This is a genomic window from Actinomadura sp. NPDC049753, assembly GCF_040674655.1.
In the GTDB taxonomy this organism is placed as follows: Bacteria; Actinomycetota; Actinomycetes; order Streptosporangiales; family Streptosporangiaceae; genus Spirillospora; species Spirillospora verrucosospora.
The window spans coordinates 43994-66913 of sequence record NZ_JBFARL010000021.1; the positions used below are offsets into that span (position 1 = coordinate 43994).

Annotated in this window: 23 protein-coding genes and 3 tRNA genes; 6 read left to right on the forward strand and 20 right to left on the reverse strand. The window is 71.4% G+C overall.

The genetic code is table 11. The features are described 5' to 3' along the window. Positions 1-60: 60 nt before the first annotated feature. Positions 61-1083: a YafY family protein gene (locus tag AB0K37_RS08645; protein ID WP_363976854.1), complete on the reverse strand. Its 1023-nt coding sequence runs from the start codon at positions 1081-1083 to the stop codon at positions 61-63. 61 nt (positions 1084-1144) lie between these two features. Between AB0K37_RS08645 and AB0K37_RS08650 the strand changes: the two genes are divergently transcribed. Continuing rightward, a complete protein-coding gene (locus AB0K37_RS08650) occupies positions 1145-2131 on the forward strand; it encodes an NADP-dependent oxidoreductase (protein WP_363976857.1) in 987 nt (328 codons plus the stop codon). A 31-nt stretch (positions 2132-2162) separates the two neighbouring features. Here AB0K37_RS08650 and AB0K37_RS08655 read toward each other — a convergent pair whose 3' ends face one another. After that, a complete protein-coding gene (locus AB0K37_RS08655) occupies positions 2163-2876 on the reverse strand; it encodes a helix-turn-helix domain-containing protein (RefSeq protein ID WP_363976860.1) in 714 nt (237 codons plus the stop codon). 57 nt (positions 2877-2933) lie between these two features. On the opposite strand from AB0K37_RS08655, the gene AB0K37_RS08660 reads away from it, so the two are divergent. Next, positions 2934-3446, forward strand: coding sequence for a cupin domain-containing protein (locus AB0K37_RS08660; protein WP_363976863.1), 513 nt, complete (start codon positions 2934-2936; stop codon positions 3444-3446). Positions 3447-3567: 121 nt separating this feature from the next. Here AB0K37_RS08660 and AB0K37_RS08665 read toward each other — a convergent pair whose 3' ends face one another. Beyond that, complete coding sequence (locus AB0K37_RS08665; RefSeq protein ID WP_363976866.1) at positions 3568-4557, reverse strand: AraC family transcriptional regulator; 990 nt, start codon at positions 4555-4557, stop codon at positions 3568-3570. A 219-nt stretch (positions 4558-4776) separates the two neighbouring features. Between AB0K37_RS08665 and AB0K37_RS08670 the strand changes: the two genes are divergently transcribed. Further along, positions 4777-5700: an NADP-dependent oxidoreductase gene (locus tag AB0K37_RS08670; protein ID WP_363976869.1), complete on the forward strand. Its 924-nt coding sequence runs from the start codon at positions 4777-4779 to the stop codon at positions 5698-5700. Positions 5701-5706: 6 nt separating this feature from the next. On the opposite strand, the gene AB0K37_RS08675 is transcribed toward AB0K37_RS08670, so the two are convergent. After that, positions 5707-6039 carry a YnfA family protein gene (locus tag AB0K37_RS08675; protein ID WP_363976872.1) on the reverse strand — a complete coding sequence of 111 codons (333 nt, stop codon included), beginning with the start codon at positions 6037-6039 and terminating at the stop codon, positions 5707-5709. A 51-nt stretch (positions 6040-6090) separates the two neighbouring features. Further along, on the reverse strand, positions 6091-7230 hold the full coding sequence (locus AB0K37_RS08680) for an erythromycin esterase family protein (protein WP_363976874.1): 1140 nt from the start codon (positions 7228-7230) through the stop codon (positions 6091-6093). A gap of 90 nt (positions 7231-7320) precedes the next feature. Between AB0K37_RS08680 and AB0K37_RS08685 the strand changes: the two genes are divergently transcribed. Further along, positions 7321-8043, forward strand: coding sequence for a TioE family transcriptional regulator (locus AB0K37_RS08685; protein WP_363976920.1), 723 nt, complete (start codon positions 7321-7323; stop codon positions 8041-8043). Here the strand turns inward: AB0K37_RS08685 and AB0K37_RS08690 are convergent. The 10 genes from AB0K37_RS08690 to cimA form a co-directional block, all read right to left on the reverse strand. Next, positions 7946-8644, reverse strand: coding sequence for a phosphatase PAP2 family protein (locus tag AB0K37_RS08690; protein WP_363976877.1), 699 nt, complete (start codon positions 8642-8644; stop codon positions 7946-7948). The genes AB0K37_RS08685 and AB0K37_RS08690 overlap by 98 nt on opposite strands. 165 nt (positions 8645-8809) lie before the next feature. Next, positions 8810-8882, reverse strand: a tRNA-Glu gene (locus tag AB0K37_RS08695). Positions 8883-9458: 576 nt separating this feature from the next. Then, positions 9459-9531: transfer RNA gene (locus tag AB0K37_RS08700), tRNA-Glu, on the reverse strand. 24 nt (positions 9532-9555) lie between these two features. Further along, positions 9556-9627: transfer RNA gene (locus AB0K37_RS08705), tRNA-Gln, on the reverse strand. A gap of 101 nt (positions 9628-9728) precedes the next feature. Further along, a complete protein-coding gene (locus AB0K37_RS08710; protein WP_363976880.1) occupies positions 9729-10364 on the reverse strand; it encodes a DUF2461 domain-containing protein in 636 nt (211 codons plus the stop codon). 10 nt (positions 10365-10374) lie between these two features. After that, complete coding sequence (locus AB0K37_RS08715) at positions 10375-11142, reverse strand: fumarylacetoacetate hydrolase family protein (RefSeq protein WP_363976883.1); 768 nt, start codon at positions 11140-11142, stop codon at positions 10375-10377. A 22-nt stretch (positions 11143-11164) separates the two neighbouring features. Continuing rightward, on the reverse strand, positions 11165-12730 hold the full coding sequence (locus AB0K37_RS08720; protein WP_363976886.1) for a cellulose binding domain-containing protein: 1566 nt from the start codon (positions 12728-12730) through the stop codon (positions 11165-11167). Between the two features lie 82 nt (positions 12731-12812). After that, the gene (locus AB0K37_RS08725) at positions 12813-13181 is read right to left on the reverse strand and encodes a hypothetical protein (protein ID WP_363976888.1); all 369 of its coding nucleotides are present in this window, start codon (positions 13179-13181) and stop codon (positions 12813-12815) included. A gap of 240 nt (positions 13182-13421) precedes the next feature. Continuing rightward, the gene (locus AB0K37_RS08730; protein ID WP_363976890.1) at positions 13422-13700 is read right to left on the reverse strand and encodes a GNAT family N-acetyltransferase; all 279 of its coding nucleotides are present in this window, start codon (positions 13698-13700) and stop codon (positions 13422-13424) included. 38 nt (positions 13701-13738) lie between these two features. Further along, the gene (gene cimA / locus AB0K37_RS08735) at positions 13739-15316 is read right to left on the reverse strand and encodes a citramalate synthase (protein WP_363976893.1); all 1578 of its coding nucleotides are present in this window, start codon (positions 15314-15316) and stop codon (positions 13739-13741) included. A gap of 396 nt (positions 15317-15712) precedes the next feature. Between cimA and AB0K37_RS08740 the strand changes: the two genes are divergently transcribed. Together AB0K37_RS08740 and AB0K37_RS08745 are read left to right on the forward strand one after the other, a co-directional pair. Beyond that, the gene (locus AB0K37_RS08740; protein ID WP_363976896.1) at positions 15713-15952 is read left to right on the forward strand and encodes a cold shock domain-containing protein; all 240 of its coding nucleotides are present in this window, start codon (positions 15713-15715) and stop codon (positions 15950-15952) included. An 83-nt stretch (positions 15953-16035) separates the two neighbouring features. Further along, complete coding sequence (locus AB0K37_RS08745) at positions 16036-16602, forward strand: hypothetical protein (RefSeq protein ID WP_363976899.1); 567 nt, start codon at positions 16036-16038, stop codon at positions 16600-16602. A gap of 52 nt (positions 16603-16654) precedes the next feature. Here AB0K37_RS08745 and AB0K37_RS08750 read toward each other — a convergent pair whose 3' ends face one another. From AB0K37_RS08750 to AB0K37_RS08770, 5 genes are all read right to left on the reverse strand, one after another. Next, positions 16655-17758 (reverse strand): branched-chain amino acid aminotransferase, encoded by a 1104-nt coding sequence (locus tag AB0K37_RS08750; RefSeq protein ID WP_363976902.1) that lies wholly within the window; start codon positions 17756-17758, stop codon positions 16655-16657. Between the two features lie 165 nt (positions 17759-17923). After that, positions 17924-18973, reverse strand: a complete 1050-nt coding sequence (locus AB0K37_RS08755) for a 3-isopropylmalate dehydrogenase (protein ID WP_363976905.1) — start codon at positions 18971-18973, stop codon at positions 17924-17926. A 58-nt stretch (positions 18974-19031) separates the two neighbouring features. Further along, positions 19032-19673 (reverse strand): (2Fe-2S)-binding protein, encoded by a 642-nt coding sequence (locus tag AB0K37_RS08760; protein WP_363976908.1) that lies wholly within the window; start codon positions 19671-19673, stop codon positions 19032-19034. 108 nt (positions 19674-19781) lie between these two features. Further along, positions 19782-20708 (reverse strand): RNA polymerase sigma-70 factor, encoded by a 927-nt coding sequence (locus tag AB0K37_RS08765; protein WP_363976911.1) that lies wholly within the window; start codon positions 20706-20708, stop codon positions 19782-19784. Between the two features lie 6 nt (positions 20709-20714). Next, positions 20715-21659 carry an NAD(P)-dependent oxidoreductase gene (locus tag AB0K37_RS08770; protein WP_363976914.1) on the reverse strand — a complete coding sequence of 315 codons (945 nt, stop codon included), beginning with the start codon at positions 21657-21659 and terminating at the stop codon, positions 20715-20717. Between the last annotated feature and the right edge of the window lie 1261 nt (positions 21660-22920).

Genomic DNA, 22920 nt, shown 5'->3' on the forward strand with positions numbered 1-22920 from the left:
CTAACATGCTCATCGAACGCCCCGGAGCCGGGAATGGCTCCCGCTGGGCGGGGCGTTCTTTCAAGGACGCGGAGGGGCGGTCGGGGGGGCCGCCCCTCTCGCATGTCCGCCACGAGTCGAGGACCGCGAAGACGACCCCTCGGCGGCGTTGAGGAATCGCGTCCCCCAGTCCCTCAGGTGATCGACGAACTCGGGCGGTCCGATCACGTCGAATCCGGCGCCGACGTTGCCGAGCGCCTGGGCGGGCCAGTCCAGGCTGGTGGACACCATCGTGAGCCGGCACCGGTCCTGGTCGACCGGTTCGATCTCGCCCCATTGGCCGACCATCCGGCGCACGTATTCGGCGGGCGCGTGGACGAGCGTGACGACCGTGTGGGCGGTGGGCACCTGGGCCGAGGCTCGCACGAACGCGGCGGCGTCCCCGCCGGGCAGGGGCCGCTGCCGGAAACCGGCACCTGAGCCGTGCGGCCGGGTCAACCGGTCGACGCGGAAGCTGCGCCAGTCGTGCCTGGCCAGGTCGTAGGCCACCAGGTACCAGCGTCCTCCCAGCGCCACGAGACGGTGCGGTTCCACCTCACGTTCGGTCTGCACGCCCCCGCGCGCCGTGTATTCGAAGCGCAGCCGTTCCTGGTCCCGGCACGCCTGGGCGATCGCGGTCAGGGCCTCCGCCGGGACGACCGGACCGGCGGGCGTCGCGGAGACGGTCATCGCGCGCAGCGCGTTCACCCGCGCCCGAAGACGGGGCGGCAGAACCTGCATCACCTTGGTCAACGCGCGCACCGCCGCCTCTTCCACATCCGCGATCCCGCTCTGCGCCGCGTTGCCCATGCCGACCGCCAGCGCCACTCCTTCCTCGTCGTCGAGCAGCAGCGGCGGCAGGACGGCGCCGGGCGCCAGCTGGTAGCCGCCGTCGGTGCCCCGGGATGCCAGCACCGGGTACCCCAGCTCACGCAGGCGGTCGACATCCCGGCGCAGGGTGCGTTCGGAGACGCCGAGGCGTTCGGCCAGATCGGCGCCGGACCAGTGGCGGTGCGACTGCAGTAGCGACAGCAGCGCGAGCGTGCGGGAACTGGTGTTGGCCATATCTCCATCATCCCGCCCTTCCGGTCAGAAAGTGGCCGGAAGGGCGGATAGCGTCGCCGACATGATGACTCGCGAGATTCACCTGACCGCCCAGATCGAAGCCGTCCCCGGTCCCGGGCACTTCACCGTCGCTGAGACGCAGATCGACGGGGAGGTCGTGGTGCGCACGGACTACCTGGGCCTTGCCGCCACCTACCTCGAACTCATGCGCCCCGACTGCAGCCTTCCGATCCCGGCCTGGCAGCCGGGCCAGCGGGTCGGTGTCATGGCGATCGGCACTGTGCTGCACTCGGACTCCCCCGACCTGAAAGAAGGCGACCTGGTCCAGTCGATGAGCGGCTGGAGCACGCACTCGGCGGGCCCGGCGGCCTCCTACTTCACCTTGGACCGGGACGCTTACCCCGACCCCAGTCACTACCTGGCGCAGGGACCGACCGCCTACTACGGCATCGCCGATGTGGCGAAGGTCGGCCAGGGCGACATCGTCTTCGTCTCCGGCGCTGCCGGAGGCGTCGGCTCCCTGGCCGGGCAGATCGCCCGCAACCTGGGCGCGAAGAAGGTCATCGGCAGCGCGGGCAGCCAGGCCAAGGCGGACTACCTCGTCGGCGAACTCGGCTTCGACGGCGCCTTCGACTACCACCACGACCCGGTCGCCGCCCTCAAGGAGCTGGCTCCCGAGGGCATCACCGTCTTCTTCGACACGGTCGGAGGGGCGTTGTACGACGCCGCGCTCCAGGTCGCCGTGCCGGGGGCACGGTTCGCTCTGTGCGGTTCGCTGTCCACCCAGTTGGGCGGCGCCTCCGACCGCTTCCCCGAGCCTGACCGGGCCGCAGCCCAGGCCAGGCAGGTCGAACTGCTCCCGTTCTCCTGCCACCACACGCCCGAGCAGGTCTCCGCCTGGCACCACCACTTCCGCGCGTCGCTCGAACAGGGGCGCTTCGTGTATCCGCGGACCGTGATCGAGACCGGCATCGACGGCGTGCCCGGCGCCTTCCTGTCGATGCTCCGCGGCGACCACCGGGGCAACGTCTCCGTGCGGCTGACGTGACCGCCCTTCCGGCGGAACGCGGTCACTCGCGCTACGTGCCGTCTTCGGCTCGTACCGCGTCACCGCTTGACGTGGGCCTCGGGTCGCCGAGACCTAGGGCGTGGCGGAGTTGGCCGGACAGCCAGGCGGTGTAGTCCTCGGGGCTCCAGCCTCGTGTCGTGACGAGGGCCCGGTAGTGGGACGGGTCGTTGAACAGCCACACGACGTCCACGGCGCGCTCGTGGCCGAGGTTGTGCGACGCGGGGCCCAGCGACTCGATGCGGTCGACCACCATGGCGGCGCCGATGCGGCGGTTGCGCTGCATCGTCTCCCACAACTCCGCCGGTTCGGGGCCTTCGTCGGCCGCCCGGCGGACGACCTCGAAGATCTCGGCGGCGCGCCCGCCGATGAGGCGGCAGACCTCGGCGTAGGCGTTCACGACCGCTTCCGGCGTGGTCCCCTCCAGCACCGGCCGGAACCACGGGCGCTCGGCGACCGGTACCGGCTCGTCGTCGCCCGCGAGCGCCTGGTCCACCACCTCGCGGAGCAGCGCGGCCTTGGAGCCGAAGGCGGCGAAGGCCGTCGGCCGCGCCACTTCGGCGTCCTTGGCGATGTCGGCGAGGGAGGTGGCGGCGTAGCCGCGCTCGGCGAAGAGCCGGTTCGCCGCCGCGACGATCGCCTGCCGGGTCTGCCGGGCCCGCCGGTCGCGCAGCGGCGAGTCGTACCGGCGCCTCCCGCGGCCGGACGAGCTGTCATTGACGCCCATGCCGAAGCATACTAGCGTCTTATTCAATAGACGTTGTCTCTCCAAATGGAGGCGGCCGTGTCATCCCTCAACCGTCCCTACGTCCTGGGAAGCGCCGAGGGCCAGGCGCTGTGGTTCCTCGGCAACCTCGTCACCGTCAAGGCCGCGGGCGCGCAGACCCGGGGCGGGGTCACCGTCGCGGAGTTCCTCAACCCGGCCGGATTCGCGCCGCCGCTGCACCGCCACCTGGAAGAGGACGAGATGTTCTACGTCCTGTCGGGCACGGCCCGCTTCCTGTGCGACGGGGAGGAGCTCGTCGCCCGTCCCGGGGACTTCGTGCTCCTGCCGGTCGGCCTGCCCCACACGTTCGTCGTCGGCTCCGAGGAACCGCTGCGCTGCCTGCAGATCACCACGCCGTGCGGCTTCGAGGACTTCGCCGCCGAAGCCGGCGCCCCGGCCCGCGAACTCCGGCTCCCCGACCCGGAACCGTTCGACCCCGCGGCGCTCGGGCACGTGGCGGCACGCCACCACGTCGAGATCCTCGGCCCTCCCCCGAACGCCGTCGGCGCGTCCCGCCCGGGTTGCCCCTGAGGTTGCGGAAGGCTTGAGGATCGGGAGATGAGCGATGACGTGAGTCCCGTTCCGATGCCGGCCTAGGACGCGGTGCCGCCCGAGGTCTGCCGAAAGATCTACGGCATGCCGAGGAGTGACCTCAGGCGCGCGGGGCGAGATCGAAGTCCGCCGGCTCCGGCCTGCCTGGAGAGCGGCCGTCGCGCCGGTAACGTCCGGGCGGAAGGCCGAACTCGCGTTTGAACGCGTTGGCGAATGCGTACTCCGAGCCGTATCCGACCTGTTCCGCCACGACGTTCAGAGGGGCGTCGGAGTCGCGCAGCAGCCGCGTCGCGGTCGTCAACCGCCACCAGGTCAGGTAGGCCAGCGGTGGCCGCCCCACGAGCGCCGTGAAACGACGGGAGAAGGCGGCCCGCGACAGTCCCGCGTGCGCGCCCAGGCCGGCGACGGTCCAGGGACGCGCGGGATCGTCGTGGAGCGCCTCCAGGGCGGTGCTGATCGCCGGGTCGGCGAGCGCCGCCGCCCACCCGGTGGCCCCGCCGCCCACCGGTTGATCGGCGAACCATGCCCGCAGGATGTAGAGCAGCAGCGTGTCCAGCAGCGAGGGCACGAGGGCCCCGCTGCCCGGCTGAGGGTCCTCGAGTTCCGCGCCCAGCAGCTCGACCGCGGCGCGCAGGCGGGGATGGCGTCCCAGCCGGGCGGGCAGATGGAGCACCGAAGGCAGATCGTCGAGCATTGGGTGGACGCGGGCGGCGTCGAGTTCGTAGGCCCCGCACAGCATCACCGTGGCCGGAGAACCGGAGCCCGCCCGTCCGACCGGCGGGGCGGCGTGCCTGCGCTCGAACCTGGCGTCGTCCTGCGGTTCGCAGGCGTGCTCGGCCAAGGGCGTGGACGGAGCGTCGGCGAGGCCGTGCCTGCTCTCATGCGGAAGGAACACCACGTCACCGGCGGCCAGCGAGAACGGGTCGCCATCTTCAGGAATGAACCAGCAGGAACCGCGCAAGACAATCTGGAATCCCGCCGCTCCCGGCACTGTCCGGAACCGCTGCCCCCACGGCGCCGACCATTCGACCAGCGCCGACCGCGGCTCACCGGTGCGCATCACGGCTATCACGTCGCTCAGCACATCCATCCTCGGATCCTAGCGATGGTGCTCATCCGGGAGACGCTCGCTTAAGAATCCGAGATGAGCACGCATTGGTCGTCCACGACACCGGGCCTACGGTCGAATCACTAAAGATCAGCAAGGACGCGCTCGTGAGGAGCGCGGTCCCCCTCCCTCTTTCGCCAAGGACGACTCATGACACCAGGACTTCGATCGGATCGGCGCGCCGCGAGCCGGAGCGCGACGATGATGGCGGCGCGCGTCCACGCCTTCGGCGGGCCCGACGTGATCCGCTATGAGCGGGTCCCCCGTCCGGCCCCGGGACCGGGCGAGGTGCTGGTGCGTGTCGCGGCCGCCGGATTCAACCCCTCGGACGTCGGCTTCCGGGCCGGCATGATGCGGGACATCGTCCCACTGGGCCTGCCTTTCACTCTCGGCTCCGAGGCCGCCGGGACGGTCGTCCAGACAGGAGACGGCGTCGAACGCTTCGCGATCGGCGACCGCGTCGTCGGCCGCCTCGACGAGGGCGGCGCTGCGGCCGAATACCTCACCGCTTCCGCCGCCCGGCTCGTACGCGCGCCTTCGAGACTCCCGCTCGCCCATGCCGCGGCGATCCCGGTCGCCGGACTGACCGCTTGGCAAGGGCTGTTCGACCACTCCCGCATCGAGCCGGGCACGCGGATCCTCGTCAACGGCGCGGGCGGCGGCGTGGGCATGTTCGCCGTCCAGCTGGCCCGGCGCGCCGGTGCCCACGTCATCGCCACCGCCGGTCCGCGCAGCTCCGACCGGGTCCGCGGCTACGGCGCCGAGCAGATCATCGACTACACGCGGGTCCCCCCGCATGAGGCGCTCGACCGTCCGGTGGATCTGGTGTTCAACCTCGTCCCGACACCGCCCGAGGCCGCGCGGGCACTGTGCCGCGCCGTCCGCCCCGGCGGCTCCCTCGTCTCGATCACCGTCCCGGTGAAGCCCCCGCCCGGGTCGGGCGTGACGGCCGCGCACTTCGTCGCCCGCAACGACCCCGCTCAGCTCGCCGAACTCATCACTCTCGTCGACGACGGCGCCGTGCGGGTGGACGTCGCGGCGGCCCGTCCGCTCGCGGAACTCCCGTCCGTGCACCGGGACGCCGAAGCCGGCCGCGCGAACGGCAGGACCATCCTCGTCCCCTGAAGGCGATCAGGCGCGCGGGGCGTACATGATGATCAGGACGCCGAGGACGCAGACGGCCGCCCCGGCGACGTCCCAGCGGTCGGGGCGGAAACCGTCCACGGCCATGCCCCAGGCCAGGGACCCGGCGACGAACACGCCCCCGTAGGCGGCCAGGACGCGGCCGAAGTGGGCGTCGGGCTGGAAGGTCGCGACGAAGCCGTACAGGCCGAGGGCGACCATGCCCGCGCCGATCCACCAGCCGCCCCGGTGCTCGCGCACGCCCTGCCAGATCATCCAGGCGCCGCCGATCTCCGCGACCGCGGCGAGGGCGAACAGGGCGAGGGAGCGCGCGATCGTCATACCGGAACGGTACTCACGCGCGGAACCGCTCCGGCGCGGCCCCGGGAACGGTCAGACGACCGCGCCGTCGCTGATGTGCAGGACCGCGTCGGCCGTGTCGATGACGGCCTGGTCCAGGGGGAAGTAGCCCTGCTCGGGGACGGTGTCGGCGCGCCGGCGGGCGGGCGGGATCGCGGCGGCCGGTGTCAGGCCCCAGGTGGTGATGCGGCTCTGCATGCCGCCCTCGTAGGTGTCCGGCTCCGGTTCCCCGAGCTTGATCGTTTCGCTGCGGCCCAGGCTCCCGGCGACGAAGGCGTACCGCTCGTCCAGCAGGGACGCGATGACGGAGCCGGTGCCGAACCAGGTGAGGTCCATGTCCCCCATGCGCATATGGCTCGGGTTTCGCTGCAGGTGGGTGTTGTGCGCGAAGACGAAGGTCGGGCCGCGCCGGTCCTCCGCGTTCCGGACGGCCAGGAGGTTCTGGGCCATGAGCGCGTCGCGGGCGGCCGCCAGGCGCGAGATGCGCGCGTCCCGCTCCAGTCGCTGGGTCGCCCGCTTGTGGTACCGCAGCAGGCCGAGGGCGGCGGTGAGGTGGATCTCCGCCCTGGACCACTCGGCGCGCGACGTCGCCGCGATCAGTTTCGGGGCGCGCTCGTAGAGCGCGAGGAGCATGTCGTCGGCGATCGTCCGCAGCTTCCCGGCCTCGGGCGTCGCACCGATCGACATGGCCGGATCCATGACCGCCTCCGGGCGGCTCCACCGCCGGTCGTCGCCGGAGAGGGAGGCGATGTCGAGGTCGAGTCCCATGTAGTCGCGGGCGTGTTCGAGGTAGGCGCGCGGGCTGGGTGCGCTGAGGGTCTCCATGGGAGCGTCGAAACCGTGGAAGGCCAGCCGCTCGTGCGGGGGACGGCCCTCGTTGTACTCCCGCATCCAGGCGACGAGCCGCCGGTTGGCGTCCACTTCCCCCCAGCCGTGCGAGAAGCCTTCGCTCATCACGGCGTCGAGGCTCCCCTTCCCTTCCCGGACGAAGTCGTCGACGGCGAGGGCGGCGACCCGGTCGGTCTCCATGGCGATCGACCGGAAGCCGTGGCCCGTCAGCCGGGCGAACAGCTCGTTGCGGAGCCGCCCGAAGGACGGCTCCAGGTGCGTCGGCTCGCCGAACGCCAGAAGATCACATGAGGCGGGCACGAAGTCGCGAATGTCTTGACTCATGTGGTGAAATCGTATCCTTGAAAAGACGGTTGAGACTTTCCCGCCTGTGACCGTCGTTCCTCCGTCCGAAGCCTCAAAGCGGTGATCACCCTGCGACCGTCCGACCTCGCGCGCGGGCACGGCCTCTCGGCGCAGGCCGTGCGCAACTACGAGCGCGACGGGTTCCTCCCGCCCGCCGACCGCACGCCCAGCGGCTACCGGATCTACACCGAGGTGCACGCGGCCGCCCTGCGCGCCTTCCTCGCCCTCGTCCCGGCGTTCGGGCACGCCGCCGGCGGCCGGATCATGAACGCGGTCCACGACGGTGCCCTCGACGACGCCCTGCTGGTCATCGACCGCGGCCACGAGCAGGTGCTCCGCGACCGCGAGACCCTCACGGCGGTGAGGAACGCGGTGGACCATCTGATGGCGGAGCCGGGCGCCGAGCGCCCGGGCGTCCCCGGGCCGCTGACGATCGGCGAACTCGCCCACCGCCTCGACGTCACCCCCGCGACGCTGCGCAACTGGGAGGGCATCGGCATCCTCGTCCCCGCCCGCGACCCGGCGACCGGGTACCGCGTCTTCCGCGCGAGCGACGTCCGCGACGCCGAGCTCGCCCATCTCCTCAGGCGCGGCGGTTACCCGCTGGAGCACATCGCCACGGTGGTCCGGCAGGTCCGGACGGCGGGCGGCACCGGGCCCCTGGCCGAGGCGCTGGACGACTGGCGGCGCAGGCTCACCGCACGGGGCCTCGCCATGCTCGCCGCGTCCGGTGAGCTGAGCCGCTATCTGGACGTTCTCGACCGCGCCGGGTGGCGAAGGGATCCAGGATGAGCAGGCCCTGCAGCAGGAGGGGGCCGAGGGCGAGGCTGAACAGGCAGTCGGTGAGCCAGTGCTTGTCGACCACCGTGAGGGCCACCGCCGTGACCGTCCCCGTCACCACGGCGATGTCGCGGCGGCGGCGCGGCGGCAGGGCCGCGGACGTCGCGGGGAACGCGACGACCACCAGTTCGAGGATGACCCAGACGAGCACGAACCCGTTGAGGGTGTGGCCGGACGGGTAGGCGTCGCCGCGGACGAACAGCACATCGGTCTCGCTGATCGGGAACGTCCGGGGGATCGCCGCCTTCAGCAGCACCTGCAGCAGCGAGAGGACGCCCACGATCAGCACGCTCGCCAGCGGGTACCGCACCGACCGCCCCCGTACCGCGGCGATGATCGCGAGCGGGACGATGACCCTCGCCAGATAGCCCCGCTGGCCGAGTGCCGCGAAGAGGTCCACCGCCGTCAGCCGCCAGCCCTGGATGTGCGCGTCGCTCCAGCCGTGCACGACGTGGTCGAGGTGGCGGAGCGGACCGTCCCGCAGGACGTCCACAGTGACGAGCACCATGACCGCCACGAGCACCGCGTACCAGCTCTTGGACCCCCACCTCACGGCCGGAGCATTCCCCGGCCCGCGCCGGAAGCACCTCATCGGCACGTCAGAATGCGCGCCTCGTGAGGGAAACGCAGAGATCTCCTGGTGGAGCGCTGAAAATGCTCGTCACCGAGTTCGTGAGGAAGAGGTGGCGCAGACGTGCGCGCCCAGAGACTTACCAGGTACCCCCGAGCGGATTCGAACCGCCGTTACCGCCTTGAGAGGGCGGCGTCCTAGGCCACTAGACGACGGGGGCAGGACCATGACCTTCGCGGTCTCCCGCGCGGCCTCGCCTAGCTTACCGGACCCGACCCCCCACCTCGAACCGGTTTCCACCCGAACCTCCCAGCGCCCCCGCCCTCACGACGACCTGCCCCCGAACCCGACGCTCCTACGAACGCACAAACTCGATCGCACTGTCGTGGCTGGAGGGGCACGGACGGCCACGCGACCATGTCTCCCAGGTCGTCCCGGCTTCAACGCTCGCTGTCGCAAGCTACGCCTCCACGACGACAACCGGCCCGAATCCGCCATTGCGGAAATTCGTCGGCTTGAGCACCGAACATGCTGAGGGCTCGTCGTACCACGGTTAGGCGGGCGAGGGGTGCGGCAGCCGACACAACCGCGAATTCAGCCAAGACGAGGAAAACGCGTAAACGCGAGAGAAAACGCCTCTTGGACGTCGCAGAAAAACCCTCTAGGCGTACGCCCCAACCAAGTGAGGGCGAAGCCCGAACATCGGAGGTTCCAGGGGGTCGCCCCCCTGGGAAGACACTGCGGGCCCCGGCGAAGTTGAGGCCGAAGGCCCAACGAGCAGGGAAGCCCGCCAACGTACCCCCGAGCGGATTCGAACCGCCGTTACCGCCTTGAGAGGGCGGCGTCCTAGGCCACTAGACGACGGGGGCGTGTGTCCGCCTGAGCGGACGCAGCTGGGGTACCAGGACTCGAACCTAGACTAAGTGAACCAGAATCACTCGTGCTGCCGATTACACCATACCCCAGTGAGGTACGGGCTCCCGAGCCGTTTCCGGCTGGTTGCTCGCGCCTCGAAGAGAATACAGGACAGCGGGAGCAGCGCCAAAACGATTGGCCGACCGGAGCGTCAGCGAGTGAAGTCGGGCGGTCCGATGTGCTCGTGGCCCCAGGCGACGAGGGGGCGGAGGCGCCGCCAGGACGCGCGGACCCGGGAGACGACTTCGCCGGCGTCGGACATCCACGGGTCGGCAGGCCAGCCCTCGCGGGCGTAGAGGGAGCGGTGCCGCAGGAGGTCCAGCCGGGGGTGGTCGGGGTCGGTCCCGCGCGGGCGGGTCTTGAGGCGGTCGCCCGCGATCTCCATGCCGGCGGCGCGGAGGTCGTCCACGATGGCCCGCAGCTCGGCGCCGTAGGTGTCGGAGGCGACGGCTTCGCGGTAGCGGCGGAGCTGGTCGGGGGTCGGGGCGTACATGCCGCCCGCGACCATGAGCCCGTCGGCGTCGACCTGGATGTAGAAGCCCTCGCTGGTGTGGCCGCCCTGGTGCGTTTTGTACGGCGACTTGTCCTTGCTGAACCGGACGTCGCGGTACGGGCGGAAGAGCTTGACCGCGCCGAACTCGGCTTCGAGTTCGGCGCACAGCTCGGCCAAGGGTTCACGAACGTGGCGCTCGTAGGCGTCCTTGTGGGACGTCCAGTAGGGCTTGCTGTTGTCGGCCTGCAAGCCCTCGTAAAAGGCGAAGGCCTCGTCGCTGAAGCCGCTGAACACCTGGCCCCCCTCAGTCGCGGGCGATGACCCGGTTGGTGAGGCTGCCGATGTTCTCGACGGTGACGGTGACCTCGTCCCCGATCTCCAGGGGGCCGACGCCGGCGGGGGTCCCGGTCAGGATGACGTCGCCGGGCAGGAGCGTCATGACCTGGCTGACGTACTCGACCAGGGTGGGGACGTCGTGCAGCAGCAGGGACGTGCGGGCCTCCTGCCGGACCTCCCCGTTGACGGTGGTGGAGATCGCCAGGTCGGCGGGGTCGACCTCGGTCTCGATCCACGGGCCGAGCGGGCAGAACGTGTCGAAGCCCTTGGCCCGCGTCCACTGCCCGTCCTTGGCCTGGAGGTCGCGGGCGGTGACGTCGTTGGCGCAGGTGTAGCCGAGGATGACCTCGGCGGCGCGGGCCGCCGGGACCTCGCGGCACATCCGGCCGATGACGACGGCGAGCTCGCCCTCGTGGTCGACGCGCTCGGAGAGCTTCTGCGGGTAGGCGATCGCCTCCCCCGGGCCGATCACGGCGGTGGACGGTTTGGAGAACAGCACCGGCTCGGCGGGCGGCTCGTCCCCGCCCATCTCCCGGACGTGGTCGGCGTAGTTCTTCCCGATCGCGATGATCTTGCTGGGCAGGATCGGGGCGAGCAGCCGGACGTCGGCGAGCGGGAGGCGCTGCCCGGTGAAGGTCAGCTCCCCGAAGGGGTGGGCCGCGATGACGGCGACGGTGTTCTCCTCCACCACACCGAAGGACATGCCGTCGTCGGTGGAGAATCTGGCGATACGCATGGTCAAGAGCCTAGTACGCCGGTCAGAAGCCGCAGGCCCTGCCGTTCAGTACGCAGGACTTCGGAGTGGCCGCCGTCCCGGCCGCGCCGAACTGGATGTCCCACGTCGAGCCGGGCTGGATCGCGGGGACGCCGTCCAGGTTCCTGATCTCGACGGTGGAGCCGCCGTGCACGAGCCGGGCGCCCCAGATGTTCTTCACGTCGGCGCCGGGGGCCTTGAAGGTCAGCTTCCACGCCTTCAGGGGCTTCCGGGTGCGGTTGGTGATGACCATCTTGCCCTCGAAGTACCCGCTGTCCTGCTGGACGAGCTGGTACGTGATGCCCTTGCCCTGCACGAGCGGCCCGATCGGGGCGGTCGTCACCGGGGGCGGTGCGACGGGCTGCCCGCCGGGCTGCTGCCCACCGGGCGGCTGGTTCGTGGGGACCCCGGACTGCGGGGGCGTCGCGGGCGCGCCGCCGCCGGGCGAGGGCGTGCCGGGCGACGCGGGTCCCGTGCCGCCGCCCGTCGCCGGACCGCTCGCCGACGGGGTCGGTGACGTCTGGCCGGAGGCCTTGCCCTTCGTCTCGGAGCCGCCGCCGAGCACCAGCGCCACGACGCCGGCCAGGACGAGGACCACCACCAGGACGCCCAGCAGGATGAGGACCGGCGGCCGCCGCGACCGGGACGGCGGCTGCCCGCCCGGGGGTCCGCCGGGGAGCCCGCCGGACGGCGATGCCACCGCGGGCGGCGGCATCGGCGGGACGGTCGCCTCGGGGTGCGGGGGCATCGTGTTCTGGGCGGGAGACGGCGCCCCGGGCATCCCGTAGGCGAACGCCGGGGGCCCGCTCTCCGCCGGGTTCGCCGTCTCCTCCTCGGAGGCGAACTGCTCCGTCCACGGCGCCTCCGCGGGCATCGGGGCGGCCGCCTGGGCGGCGACCCGCGCGGGCGGCGCCTGCTCCGAAGGCGGCGCCTGCTCCGGGAAGAGCGCCGGCTCGGGGAAGGGCGCCGGCTCCTGGAAGGGCGGTGGGTCCTGGACGCGCTCCTGGTACGGAGCGGGAGGCTGGGCGTACACCGGCGCCGGGCTCGGGCCCTGCTCGAAGGCGGCCGGCTGCGCCGGCGGCGGGACGGGCGGAGCGGCCTGGGGCGGGACGGGCGGAGCGGGCGGAGCGACCGGGGGCGGAGCGGGCTTGGCGGGCCGCTCCATCGGGATGTCGGTGAAGGTGGCGGGGGGCTGGAACGCGGTCACGTCGAGTTCGTCGACGGTGTCCGCGGGCGGCGGCTTCTGGAAGGTGATGACGCCCGGGTCGCGGAGCGTCGCGTCGAAGTCGTCGTCCGGCTCGTCTCCCGGACCGTCCTGGTACGTCGTCTCCAGATCGTCTTCAGGGTCGTCGGAGGGGAGGTCCTGGATCACCACCCCGTCCGCCTGGGGGACGTCATGGGTGGTGGCGTCCCCGTCGAAGAGGTCGTCGTCCAGATCGTCGCCGTCGGCCGGACCGGCCGCCGTCCCGGGAAGGGGCAGCTCTCCGGACACCGGGGACTTCCTGGAGACGCCGAACTCGGCGGTCGTCTTGTGGTCCGGGGGCACGTACCCGGAGTCCTCGCCGCTCAACTCGTCCACCTTCCACTGACGCCGATCTCATGGAGTCCGACGACCGGCGTGACGGATCGGTTCGCCCCCCGCCCCGAAGGCGTCAGCCGGCGGGGGCCGGTTCGAGTCCGCGGCGCGCGGCCTGCCGCATCTGCCGGTTGAGCGTAGCGGTGATGAGCTCGATCGCGTCGGGAGTGGTGGCGTCCTGCGCGCCGCTGAGCCACCGGGTCGCCTCGGCCAGCAGCTCCTCGGCCGCGTGGTCGGCTCCGGCGTCGGCCATCCGCCCGAGGACGGCGCCGAGGCGCAGCGCGGCGTCGGCGCTTCCGGACTCGGCCGCCCGCCGGTACCAGCCGGCCGCCTGCTCCAGACGGCCCTCGCGCTCGTACGTCTCGCCGAGTCCGAACGCCACGTCGGCCCAGGTCCCGTCCGTGGGACGCCCAAGGTCCTCGGGGCTCCAGGGGCGGACAGGCATACGATCACTCCGGCAGGTCGGGTCGCAGGGACATCGGTCACAGGGGGCAGGGCGCTGCGCGCACGTGCCGCGCAGACTCCCATAGTGGATCCTTCAACTGAAATCCGCTACCGGTTTCGTCGGTTTAGCGAACTTTCTGCGTGACCGTACCGATACTCACGGAAACTTCCTCGTTCATTCGAACGAACGAGGCGACTCCCCCTGCCGGCGACCGCCGGCGCGCCCCATCACGCGACGCGGCTAGCGCACCAGACCATGGTAATCCGGGTGCCTGTCGATCCACTTCTTGATGAACGGGCACAGCGGGACGACCGAAAGGTCCTTGGAGCGGACGTCGTCCAAGGCACCGCGCGCCAGCGCGCTGCCCACGCCCTTGCCCTCGAACGCGGAGTCGACCTCGGTGTGGGTGAAGACGACGGCGCCCTCGCCCCGCTCGTACTCGGCGAAGCCGGCGAGGTCGCCGTCCACCCGGATCTCGTAGCGGCTCTGCTCGGCGTTGTCGCTGATCTCGGTGTTCATGCCCTGATAATGCCCGCGACCGCGCGGAGATTCCCCTCTCAGCCGGCCTCGTAGCCGGCGCGGAGCAGGCAGTAGGTGACGGCCTCCTCCAGGGCCTGCCAGGACGCGGCGATCACGTTGTCCTCGACGCCGACGGTCCCCCACTCGCGCTCGCCGTCGCCGGACTCGACGAGCACCCGGGTCCGCGCGTCGGTGCCGTGCGCGCCCTCCAGGATGCGGACCTTGTAGTCGACCAGCTCCAGCCGCGCCAGCTCGGGGTAGAGGCGGCCGAGCGCGATCCGCAGCGCGTTGTCGAGGGCGTTGACGGGGCCGTTGCCCTCGCCGGTCGCGATGATCCGCTCGCCCTTGGCGTGCAGCTTGACGGTGGCCTCGCTGATCATGGAGCCGTCCGGCCGGCGCTCCACGATCGACCGCCACGACTCGACCTCGAAGTGCCGCTGCCGGACGCCGGTCAGCTCCTCGCGCAGCAGCAGCTCGAACGAGGCGTCCGCGGCCTCGAAGGTGTAGCCGGTGGACTCCAGCTCCTTCACCCTGTCCACGACGGCCTTGGCCTTCTCTCCGGACAGGTCGTAGCCGAGCTCGCGGCCCTTCAGCTCGACCGACGCGCGCCCGGCCATGCTGGACACCAGCATCCGCATGTCGTTGCCGACGGCGGCCGGGTCGATGTGCTGGTACAGGTCGGGATCGATCTTGACGGCGGACGCGTGCAGCCCGGCCTTGTGCGCGAACGCGGACACGCCCACGTACGGCTGCTGCGAGCTCGGCGCGACGTTGGTGACCTCGGAGACGGCGTGCGCGATCCGCGTCATCTCGGCGAGCTGGGCGTCGGAGACGAGGCTCATGCCCCGCTTGAGCTGGAGGTTCCCGACGACGGTGAACAGGTTGGCGTTGCCGCTGCGCTCGCCGTACCCGTTCGCGCAGCCCTGGACGTGCGTCGCGCCGGCCCGGACGGCGGCGAGCGTGTTGGCGACCGCGCAGCCGGAGTCGTCGTGGCAGTGGATGCCGACGCGGACGCCATGGCCGACGACCTCGTGCACGACCTCGGCCAGCTCGTCCGGCAGCATGCCGCCGTTGGTGTCGCAGAGCGCGACGACGTCGGCGCCCGCCTCGACGGCGGTGCGGACGGCCTCCAGCGCGTAGGCGCGGTTGGCCTTGTAGCCGTCGAAGAAGTGCTCGGCGTCCAGGAAGACCCGTTGGCCCTCCGCACGCAGGTGGGAGACCGTGTCGCGGATCATCGCGAGGTTCTCCTCCAGGGTGGTGCGGAGGGCCAGCTCGACGTGCCTGTCGTGACTCTTGGCGACCAGGGTCACGACGGACGCGCCGGATTCGCGCAGAGCGGCGACCTGGGGGTCGTCGGCCGCCTTCACCCCGGCCCGGCGGGTCGCGCCGAACGCGGTGAGCTGCGCGTGCCTCAGGTCGAGCTCTGTTCGAGCCCGCCTGAAGAACTCGGTGTCCTTGGGGTTGGCGCCCGGCCAGCCGCCCTCGATGAAGCCGATGCCCAGGTCGTCCAGATGTCGCGCGACCGCGAGCTTGTCGGGCACGGAGAGGTTGAGCCCCTCCTGCTGCGAGCCGTCGCGCAGAGTGGTGTCGTAGACGTGGAACGCGTCGCCTTGCATGTGAGAACCCCCAGGGGGATCAGCGCCAGGACACAAAAAAGACCCCTCACGGACGTGAGAGGTCTGCGCGCCGGCGGTGTCCCGTTAGCTGCCGGCGCGCCAGCCGATAATCACGAGGCTGTGGCGCATGATGCGCCCAGTCTGCCACACGGTCCTCGGATCTGGGACATCCGTCTCAGATGCTGGGACGCCGTCCGCCGGCCGCCGCCGCCCTCCGCGCCGGGGCCCGCCGCCGCGGAGCCATACCGCTCTTTTCTCCACCAGAAGTTCATTGCACAACAAAGAACAATTACCAATCAAAATATCGCGGCCATGCATTCCTCGCCTCGAAATGCACTTGCGCTTTCACGGTAAAAGGATTGAGGATCGCACTGTCCGCCGGAGGAAGGGGATCCGATGAGCGGCGAACCGGTCCGCGGGACGGTGGCGTCCTGGGACGACGAGGCCGGCTGGGGGGTGCTGGTCTCCCCCGACGCGCCCGGCGAGGTCTGGGCGCACTTCTCGGTCGTGCGCGCGGAGCCGGGCGCCTTCGCCTCCCTCGAACCGGGCGAGAGCGTGCTCTTCACCTGGGAGGAGGCCGAGCAGGACGGCTACGCCTACCGCGCGCTGGACGTGCGGCCGGCGGGCCGCGGCTGAGCACCGGAGCGGCGGGCCGATCACGGCCGTCCGCCCGCCGTGGCGGACGGTGAATCTTTTCGAGGGGAATTCCTGGAATGCGCATGCACACATTCGGCCGGACCGCGGCCGCTTCCGGAACGGCGCTCGTGATGGCGCTCGGCACCGTGTCCGCGGCGGACGCGGCCGAGCGCCCGGAACGCGCCGCGCCCACCCATCACTACGCGCCCATCCATCACTACGTGTTCACCCCACGGCACCAGTCATTCGTCTACCACGACTCGGTCGGCACGTTCCGCGCGCAGGTGAAGCTGACCGGGCCGCACTCCAGGCGCTACCCGATGCCGTGGATGTTCCGGATCACCAGTGCGAAGCTGCGGGCGATCGCGCGCGGCAACGCCGTCTGCACGGCGACCGGGCTGAACGGCCGGTACCACGACCGGCACGTCGTCCCCGTCGGCTACTACTGGCACTCCACGGTCGCCCCGCACCGCGCCAAGAAGGTGTACACGCTCTCGGGCACCTGCACCTTCGCGGTGCAGGTCGGCGGCCGCCCCGGCCGCGCCTTCGTCGGCTTCTCGTTCCACTACGCCGTCGACCCGTCCTCGCGGGGCGTCGGCCCGGTGAGCAAGGGCCCGGTCGTGGAGACCTCGGTGCAGATCCGCCGCTGACCGGCCCGGCGGCGCGCGCGCCCGCAGCGAGCGCGCGCCGCCGGCGCACCGATCAGACGATCCTGTGGACCCACCCGTAGGGGTCGGGACGGGTGCCGTACTGGATGCCGACCAGCTCCTGGCGCAGCCGCATCGAGATCTCGCCGGGCTCGCCGTCGCCGATCGTCCACTCGCGGTCCCGGCCCTTGACCCGGCCGACCGGGCTGATGATCGCGGCGGTGCCGCAGCCGAACACCTCGGTGATCTCGCCGGAGGCGCAGCCCGCCTCCCACTCGTCGATGCTGATCTTGCCTTCCTCGGTGGGGATGCCGAGGTCGGGCGCCAGCTTGAGCATCGAGTCCCGGGTGACGCCGGCGAGCAGGGTGCCGGTGAGCGCGGGGGTGAGCAGCCGGGCCCGCGCCCCGGAGCCGTAGACGAACATGAGGTTCATCGAGCCGACCTCCTCGACCCAGCGGTGCTCCACCGCGTCGAGCCAGACGACCTGGTCGCAGCCCTGCGCGACGGCCTCGGCCTGGCCGGCGAAGGACGCGGCGTAGTTGCCGCCGAACTTGGCCTCCCCCGTGCCGCCGGGCGCCGCGCGGGTGTAGTCCTGCGACAGCCACACCGAGACGGGCTTGATGCCGCGCGGGTAGTAGAGGCCGGACGGGGACGCGATGACCATGAAGAGGAACTCGTGGGCCGGGCTGTTGACGCCGAGCGCCCGCGTGGTGGCGAACATGAAGGGCCGCAGGTAGAGGCTGTGGCCCTCGGTGTCGGGCACCCAGTCCTTGTCGGTGCGGACGAGCGTCTCGACGGCGTCCACGAACAGCTGCTCGGGGATCTCCGGCATCGCCATCCGCCGGGCGGACCGGTTCATCCGCGCGGCGTTCATGTACGGCCGGAAGGTGACGATCGAACCGTCCGGCTGCTTGTAGGCCTTGAGGCCCTCGAAGAGCTCCTGGGCGTAGTGGAACACCTGCGAGGCCGGGTCCATCGGGATCGGCCCGTAGGGTTCGAGCTTCGCGTCGTGCCAGCCGCGCTCGGCCGAGTACCGGATCGTGACCATGTGGTCGGTGAAGTGCCGGCCGAAACCGGGCTCGGCCAGGATCCGCGCGCGGTCCTCGGCGGTCGTGGGCCGCTCGGTGCGCGTGATCTCGAATTCCAGGGTGTCGCTCATCGCGGTCTCGTCCTCTCGCGGATGGCCCAGGCGGCCCCATCGCCGCATCGGCTTCCTAGTCCCCATTGTCCTACTTCGTCTAGACCTGCTCCTCCACGCGCGGCGCATACGGAAAACCGGGCGCGCCGCGAGGGCACGCCCGGTCTGGCCGGAGGCGGCGTGCCCCTAGCCGGATACTCGCTTGGCGATCGCGTCGCCGATCTGGGACGTGGACCGGGCGCCCAGCGCGGCGCGCTCGGCCAGGTCGTCCGAGACGGCCTGCTCGACGCGGCGGGCGGCGTCGCCCTCGCCGACGTGGTCGAGCAGCATGGCGACCGAAAGGATCGTGGCGGTCGGGTCGGCCTTGCCCTGCCCGGCGATGTCGGGGGCGCTGCCGTGCACCGGCTCGAACATCGACGGCGCGGTGCGGTCGGGGTTGACGTTCCCGGACGCGGCGAGCCCGATGCCGCCGGCGATCGCGGCGCCGATGTCGGTGATGATGTCGCCGAACAGGTTGTCGGTGACGATGACGTCGTACCGCCGCGGCTGGCTCACGAAGAACATCGTGGCGGCGTCCACGTGGCAGTAGTCGGTCGTGACCTGCGGGTACTCCTCGGCGACCCGCTTCAGGGTCCGCTGGTAGAGGTCACCGGCGAAGGTGAGCACGTTGTCCTTGTGGACGAGCGTGAGCTTCTTGCGCGGCCGCGACGCCGCGACCTCGAACGCGTAACGGATGACGCGCTCGACGCCGTAGGCGGTGTTGACGCTCTCCTGCGTGGCGACCTCGTGCGGGGTGCCCTTGCGCAGGACGCCGCCGACGCCGGTGTACGGGCCCTCGGTGCCCTCCCGCACGACGACCATGTCGATGTCGTCCGGGGTCACGCCGGCCAGCGGGGTGCTGACGCCCGGGAACAGCTTCACCGGGCGCAGGTTGACGTAGTGGTCCAGCTCGAACCGGGTCCGCAGCAGCAGCCCGCGCTCCAGCGTGCCGCTCGGCACGCTCGGGTCGCCGACGGCGCCGAGCAGGATGACCTCCTGCTCGCGCAGTTCCTCCAGGACCGAGTCGGGCAGCGTCTCCCCCGTCCGGTGCCACCGCGCGGCGCCCAGGTCGTAGGAGGTCTGCTCGAACGTGAGGTCGCCGGACACGGCGTCGAGGACCTTCAGTCCCTCGGCGACCACCTCGGGGCCGATCCCGTCCCCCGGGATGACGGCCAGACGAATGCTGCGCGAAGCCATGCGCGCACTCTACTGCAAACGTCTCAGTGCTTGGGCTTTCGTCTCACATCGCGGGCATTCAGCGCGCGAGCCCGCAATCACCGCACATGCCGCCACCAGGGACGCGGTAGTACAGGCAGCAGTTGTTCCGGACGAACCCGCGCGGCCCGAAGGATCCGGCCCGGGCCAGCGGTTCCCGCGCGAGCAGCGCCCGCACGATCGCGGTGCGCCCCGGATCGGCGGCCCCGACGTTCAGGCTCCCGGCGAGGGCCGAGGCCGCGTTGCCCCAGACCAGCCCGTCCGCGAGCCTGACGAAGTCCAGCATCGCATCCCGCAGCGGCCGCAGCAGCCCGTCCACGACCACGGGATGGACGATCTCGACGGCCTCGGCCACGCTCCCGACGCGCCGTCCGCGCACCTCGGCGAGCCCCAGCATGATCGGCTCTCCCGGCGCCCACCGCCACCGCACCCCCGAAAGATCCGGGACGACCCCGAGCGCGGCCGCGGCGACGACCGGCGACCACACCCGCGCCGCGAGCCCCTGGAAGAGCAGCGAGGCCGCCACCCGGGTCTCATCGGTCCCGAGCCGCCCGGCATGGTCGCGGACGACCTCCCGCAGCCGCTCGGCGCCCCCAGGAAAGGCCCCCCAGTCAGCCTCGCCCGAGACCCCCTCCGCGACGAGCTCGAAGTAGGGCCCAAGTCCGGCAACGCGCCCCAGCACGCTACGAACCTCGGCACTGCTCACATCGCCCGTCACTCCCCCAGTCTCGCATCGGCGCCCCCTTCTGCTCGCCGGCAAGGGTGCGTCGACACGCCCGGGCGCGGAGGCTCAGCCGTCGCCGGCGGTTCGGCGGCCCTCACGCACCAGGACGCCGATGTCGCCGACCCGGTCGAAGTGCTGGAGTTTGTCAGGGTTGACGATGGAGTGGAGCGTCTGGACCCTGCCGTCGGCGATCTCCAGCCCTATCACCCCGACCAGCAGGTCCCGGGTGTCGAACACCAGGGCGCCCGGCTGGCCGTTGACCTCGGTGACGTGGAAGCGCACGCCACCGGCGCGGGCCAGCACGGGCACCACCGCCGCCAGCACGTGGGCCACGCGCCGCCGTCCGTTGACCGGCCGCCCCAGTGCCGGAACCCTGCCGCCGCCGTCACCGTGCAGGGCCACGTCCTGCGCCAGCAGCTCTTCGAACGCCCGCAGGTCACCCTGCTCGACGGCGGCGAAGAAGCGCCTGGCCAGCTGCAGTCGCTGCCGCCGAGTGGCGTGGTAGCGCGGCCGGTGCTCCTGGACGCGGCGGCGAGCCCGCGCCACCAGGTGCCGCGCGCCGTCCACGTCGGTGCCGATGATCTCGGCGACCTCGCCGTAGGGGTACTGGAACACCTCCCGCAGCAGGAACGCGGCCCGCTGCCGCGGCGACAGGCTCTCCAGCAGCACCAGGAAGGCCAGTGACAGCGAGTCGGAGGTCTCCGCGTGCTCGTCGGGGGACGGATCGGCGGCCAGCGGTTCCGGCAGCCATTCGCCCACGTACTGCTCCCGCCGCGCCCGCGCTGAGCGCAACTGGTCGATGGCGAGCCGGGTGACCAGCGTGGCGATGTACGCCCGCGGCGACACGATCCGCTCATCGCGCCGCAGGGTCTCGTGCAGCCGCAGGAACGCTTCCTGCACCACGTCCTCGGCTTCGCTGACACTGCCGAGCATCCGGTAGGCGATGGCGAACGCCCGCGGCCGCAGCTCGTCGTACAGGTCGGTGGTGGACACGCCGGACTACCTCAGCCCCTCGGTGAAACCCGTTCGCCAGGTCGGGTAGCGCGGCGCCCAGCCCAGTTCGCGCTTGATCTTCTCGCTGGAGACGCCGCGGGCCTGCGTCATCAGGTCAACGGGCCCCTTGCCTGCCAGCAGGCGCACGACCAGGGCGGGAACGCGGCGCGGCGGCTTGGCGCCGAGCGCGCGGGCCAGCTCCGGCAGCCAGTCGCGCACCGGTGCCGGCTCGTCGTCGGCGACGTGGTAGATCCCGGGCTTGCCGCGTTCGATGGCCGCGACCGTCGCGGACGCGGCGTCGGTGATGTGCACCAGCGACCACACTCCTCCACCGCCGCCGACGATCGGGAACTTCCGCTTGCCGATCTGCTCGGTCATCACGGCGTCCGGCTCGGCGCTGATGCCGGTCCCCGGCCCGTAGAAGCCACCGTAGCGAAGCGCGATCCCGTCGCCCCAGGTGATGCCGGTCACCGCCTCCTCAAGGTGGCGCAGCGCGGCCACCGACCTCTCGATGTCCGCGGGCGGATTCGGCTCGATCCGGCCGTTCTCGTCGGCGACCGGCCCGCCGGTGCGCTCCATCCACATCGCGTTGCTCTGCGCCACGAACCTGCTGACGCCGACGGCGCGCGCGGCGGCCAGCAGGTGGTCGGTGCCTTCGGTGCGCAGCCTGTCGGTGGCCGCCGCCATCCGCTTCACGTGCCGGAAGTCCGCCGGTCCGCTCAGCGCGGTGAGCTGGTGGACGATCACCTCGGGCTCGGCCCTGGCCACCGCGTCGGCCACCGAGTCGGGGTCCAGCGCGTCGACGATCACCGGTTCGGCGCCCAGTTCCCGAAGCGCGGCGGTCTTGGCGGCCGAGCGGGTGGTGCCGACCACCTCGTGTCCGCGCGCCACCAGTTGGGGAACGAGGTGGCCGCCGATCGCACCCGACGCTCCGGCGATGAAGATCTTCATGACGTCTCCGTTCGTTGCGCTCACCAACAGAAGACGAAACGGCCCCACGCCCCATGAACGGCAGTAACCCAGATCACACCCGCGGCCGCGCGCTCCGCCGCAACGACGGCCTCCCGCACCCTCCGGGGAGCCCGGCTCTGATCCGTCCAGCACCTCGACGTCGACAGCAACACCATCCCGCGACGGCCGGACCCGAAGGCACGGTCGAGCGAAGCAAGCACCTGACAAAGGACCCCGAGATCGCCCTTTAGACCCAGCCCAGCAACACGCCAGCGGGCCGCGCGTCGGCAAACCAAGAACTCGATGATTGAGACCGCGTCCAAAGGCAGGTTCACCAAAGCGACCGCCGAACGCGACGTAGCGGGTGCCCTCGACCCAAAAGCGCGGCCACCCGCCGATCCCGTGGCAGCCCGCTAGGCGGCACCCGACTCGCTGACCGAACCCGCCACGGCAACGGCCTCAACCTGCTCCGCAACCACGCAACAACCTCAAAGGCTGCAATCGCGGCGAGGTTCAAGCGAAGCGAAAACCTGATCGCGCAGCGACAGCCAAACGCGACGTATCAGGACCTGCGAACGCCCCCGGGCCCATAAGCGCGGCCGCCCGCCAACTCCTGACAGACCGATAAGCGGCACCGACTCGCTGACCGAACCCGCTACTGCGACCGCCTCAGCCTGCTCCGCAACCACGCGACGACCTCACGGGTTGCGATCGCGTCCGAAGGCAGGTTCGAGCGAAGCGAGAACCTGATCGCGCAGCGAGCCGCCAGGCGAGACGGAGCGATGCCAGCGATCGCCGCAATTCTTCGACGATGGAGGGCCTTCAGGCCCGAAGGAGGAGAAGAATTAATCAGCTCTCCTGTCCAGGGCCGTCTGCAGGGCGCGGGCGGCTTCTTCCTGGGCGTCTTCGGCGGGGGCGTTGTTCCGGGTCTCGTTCATGTTGGAATGCTCCGATCGCTGGGCTGGTGGCCAGAGGGGCCGCCGGAGGGCCGTGGTTCGCACGGTCCGGCTCGGCATCGGACTCACGGCCAGGCAGAGCCTCCGCAGCGGGTGCCGGCCTGCCGATGATCAGGCCCCGCTGCGGCAGCGAAGGATTACCACGAAGCGCCGCATGACTACAGCGAGGTTACCCGCGGTTCGGCGGGTTGTCCCGACCCGTGGCTCAAAATCTCGGCATATGAGATGGGCGGGCGTCCGGCACGTGATCCAGGGCAGGCTGCGGCACAGCCTGATCTCGGCGGCGGGCCCGCTGTCGAACGCGC

Excerpts from the sequence above, each read along its gene's own strand:
- AB0K37_RS08645 (WP_363976854.1), bottom strand. The coding sequence starts at position 1,083 with ATGGCCAACACCAGTTCCCGCACGCTCGCGCTGCTGTCGCTACTGCAG.
- AB0K37_RS08650 (WP_363976857.1), top strand. The coding sequence starts at position 1,145 with ATGATGACTCGCGAGATTCACCTGACCGCCCAGATCGAAGCCGTCCCC.
- AB0K37_RS08655 (WP_363976860.1), bottom strand. The coding sequence starts at position 2,876 with ATGGGCGTCAATGACAGCTCGTCCGGCCGCGGGAGGCGCCGGTACGAC.
- AB0K37_RS08665 (WP_363976866.1), bottom strand. The coding sequence starts at position 4,557 with ATGGATGTGCTGAGCGACGTGATAGCCGTGATGCGCACCGGTGAGCCG.
- AB0K37_RS08670 (WP_363976869.1), top strand. The coding sequence starts at position 4,777 with ATGATGGCGGCGCGCGTCCACGCCTTCGGCGGGCCCGACGTGATCCGC.
- AB0K37_RS08675 (WP_363976872.1), bottom strand. The coding sequence starts at position 6,039 with ATGACGATCGCGCGCTCCCTCGCCCTGTTCGCCCTCGCCGCGGTCGCG.
- AB0K37_RS08680 (WP_363976874.1), bottom strand. The coding sequence starts at position 7,230 with ATGAGTCAAGACATTCGCGACTTCGTGCCCGCCTCATGTGATCTTCTG.
- AB0K37_RS08715 (WP_363976883.1), bottom strand. The coding sequence starts at position 11,142 with ATGCGTATCGCCAGATTCTCCACCGACGACGGCATGTCCTTCGGTGTG.
- AB0K37_RS08725 (WP_363976888.1), bottom strand. The coding sequence starts at position 13,181 with ATGCCTGTCCGCCCCTGGAGCCCCGAGGACCTTGGGCGTCCCACGGAC.
- AB0K37_RS08730 (WP_363976890.1), bottom strand. The coding sequence starts at position 13,700 with ATGAACACCGAGATCAGCGACAACGCCGAGCAGAGCCGCTACGAGATC.
- cimA (WP_363976893.1), bottom strand. The coding sequence starts at position 15,316 with ATGCAAGGCGACGCGTTCCACGTCTACGACACCACTCTGCGCGACGGC.
- AB0K37_RS08740 (WP_363976896.1), top strand. The coding sequence starts at position 15,713 with ATGAGCGGCGAACCGGTCCGCGGGACGGTGGCGTCCTGGGACGACGAG.
- AB0K37_RS08745 (WP_363976899.1), top strand. The coding sequence starts at position 16,036 with ATGCACACATTCGGCCGGACCGCGGCCGCTTCCGGAACGGCGCTCGTG.
- AB0K37_RS08750 (WP_363976902.1), bottom strand. The coding sequence starts at position 17,758 with ATGAGCGACACCCTGGAATTCGAGATCACGCGCACCGAGCGGCCCACG.
- AB0K37_RS08755 (WP_363976905.1), bottom strand. The coding sequence starts at position 18,973 with ATGGCTTCGCGCAGCATTCGTCTGGCCGTCATCCCGGGGGACGGGATC.
- AB0K37_RS08770 (WP_363976914.1), bottom strand. The coding sequence starts at position 21,659 with ATGAAGATCTTCATCGCCGGAGCGTCGGGTGCGATCGGCGGCCACCTC.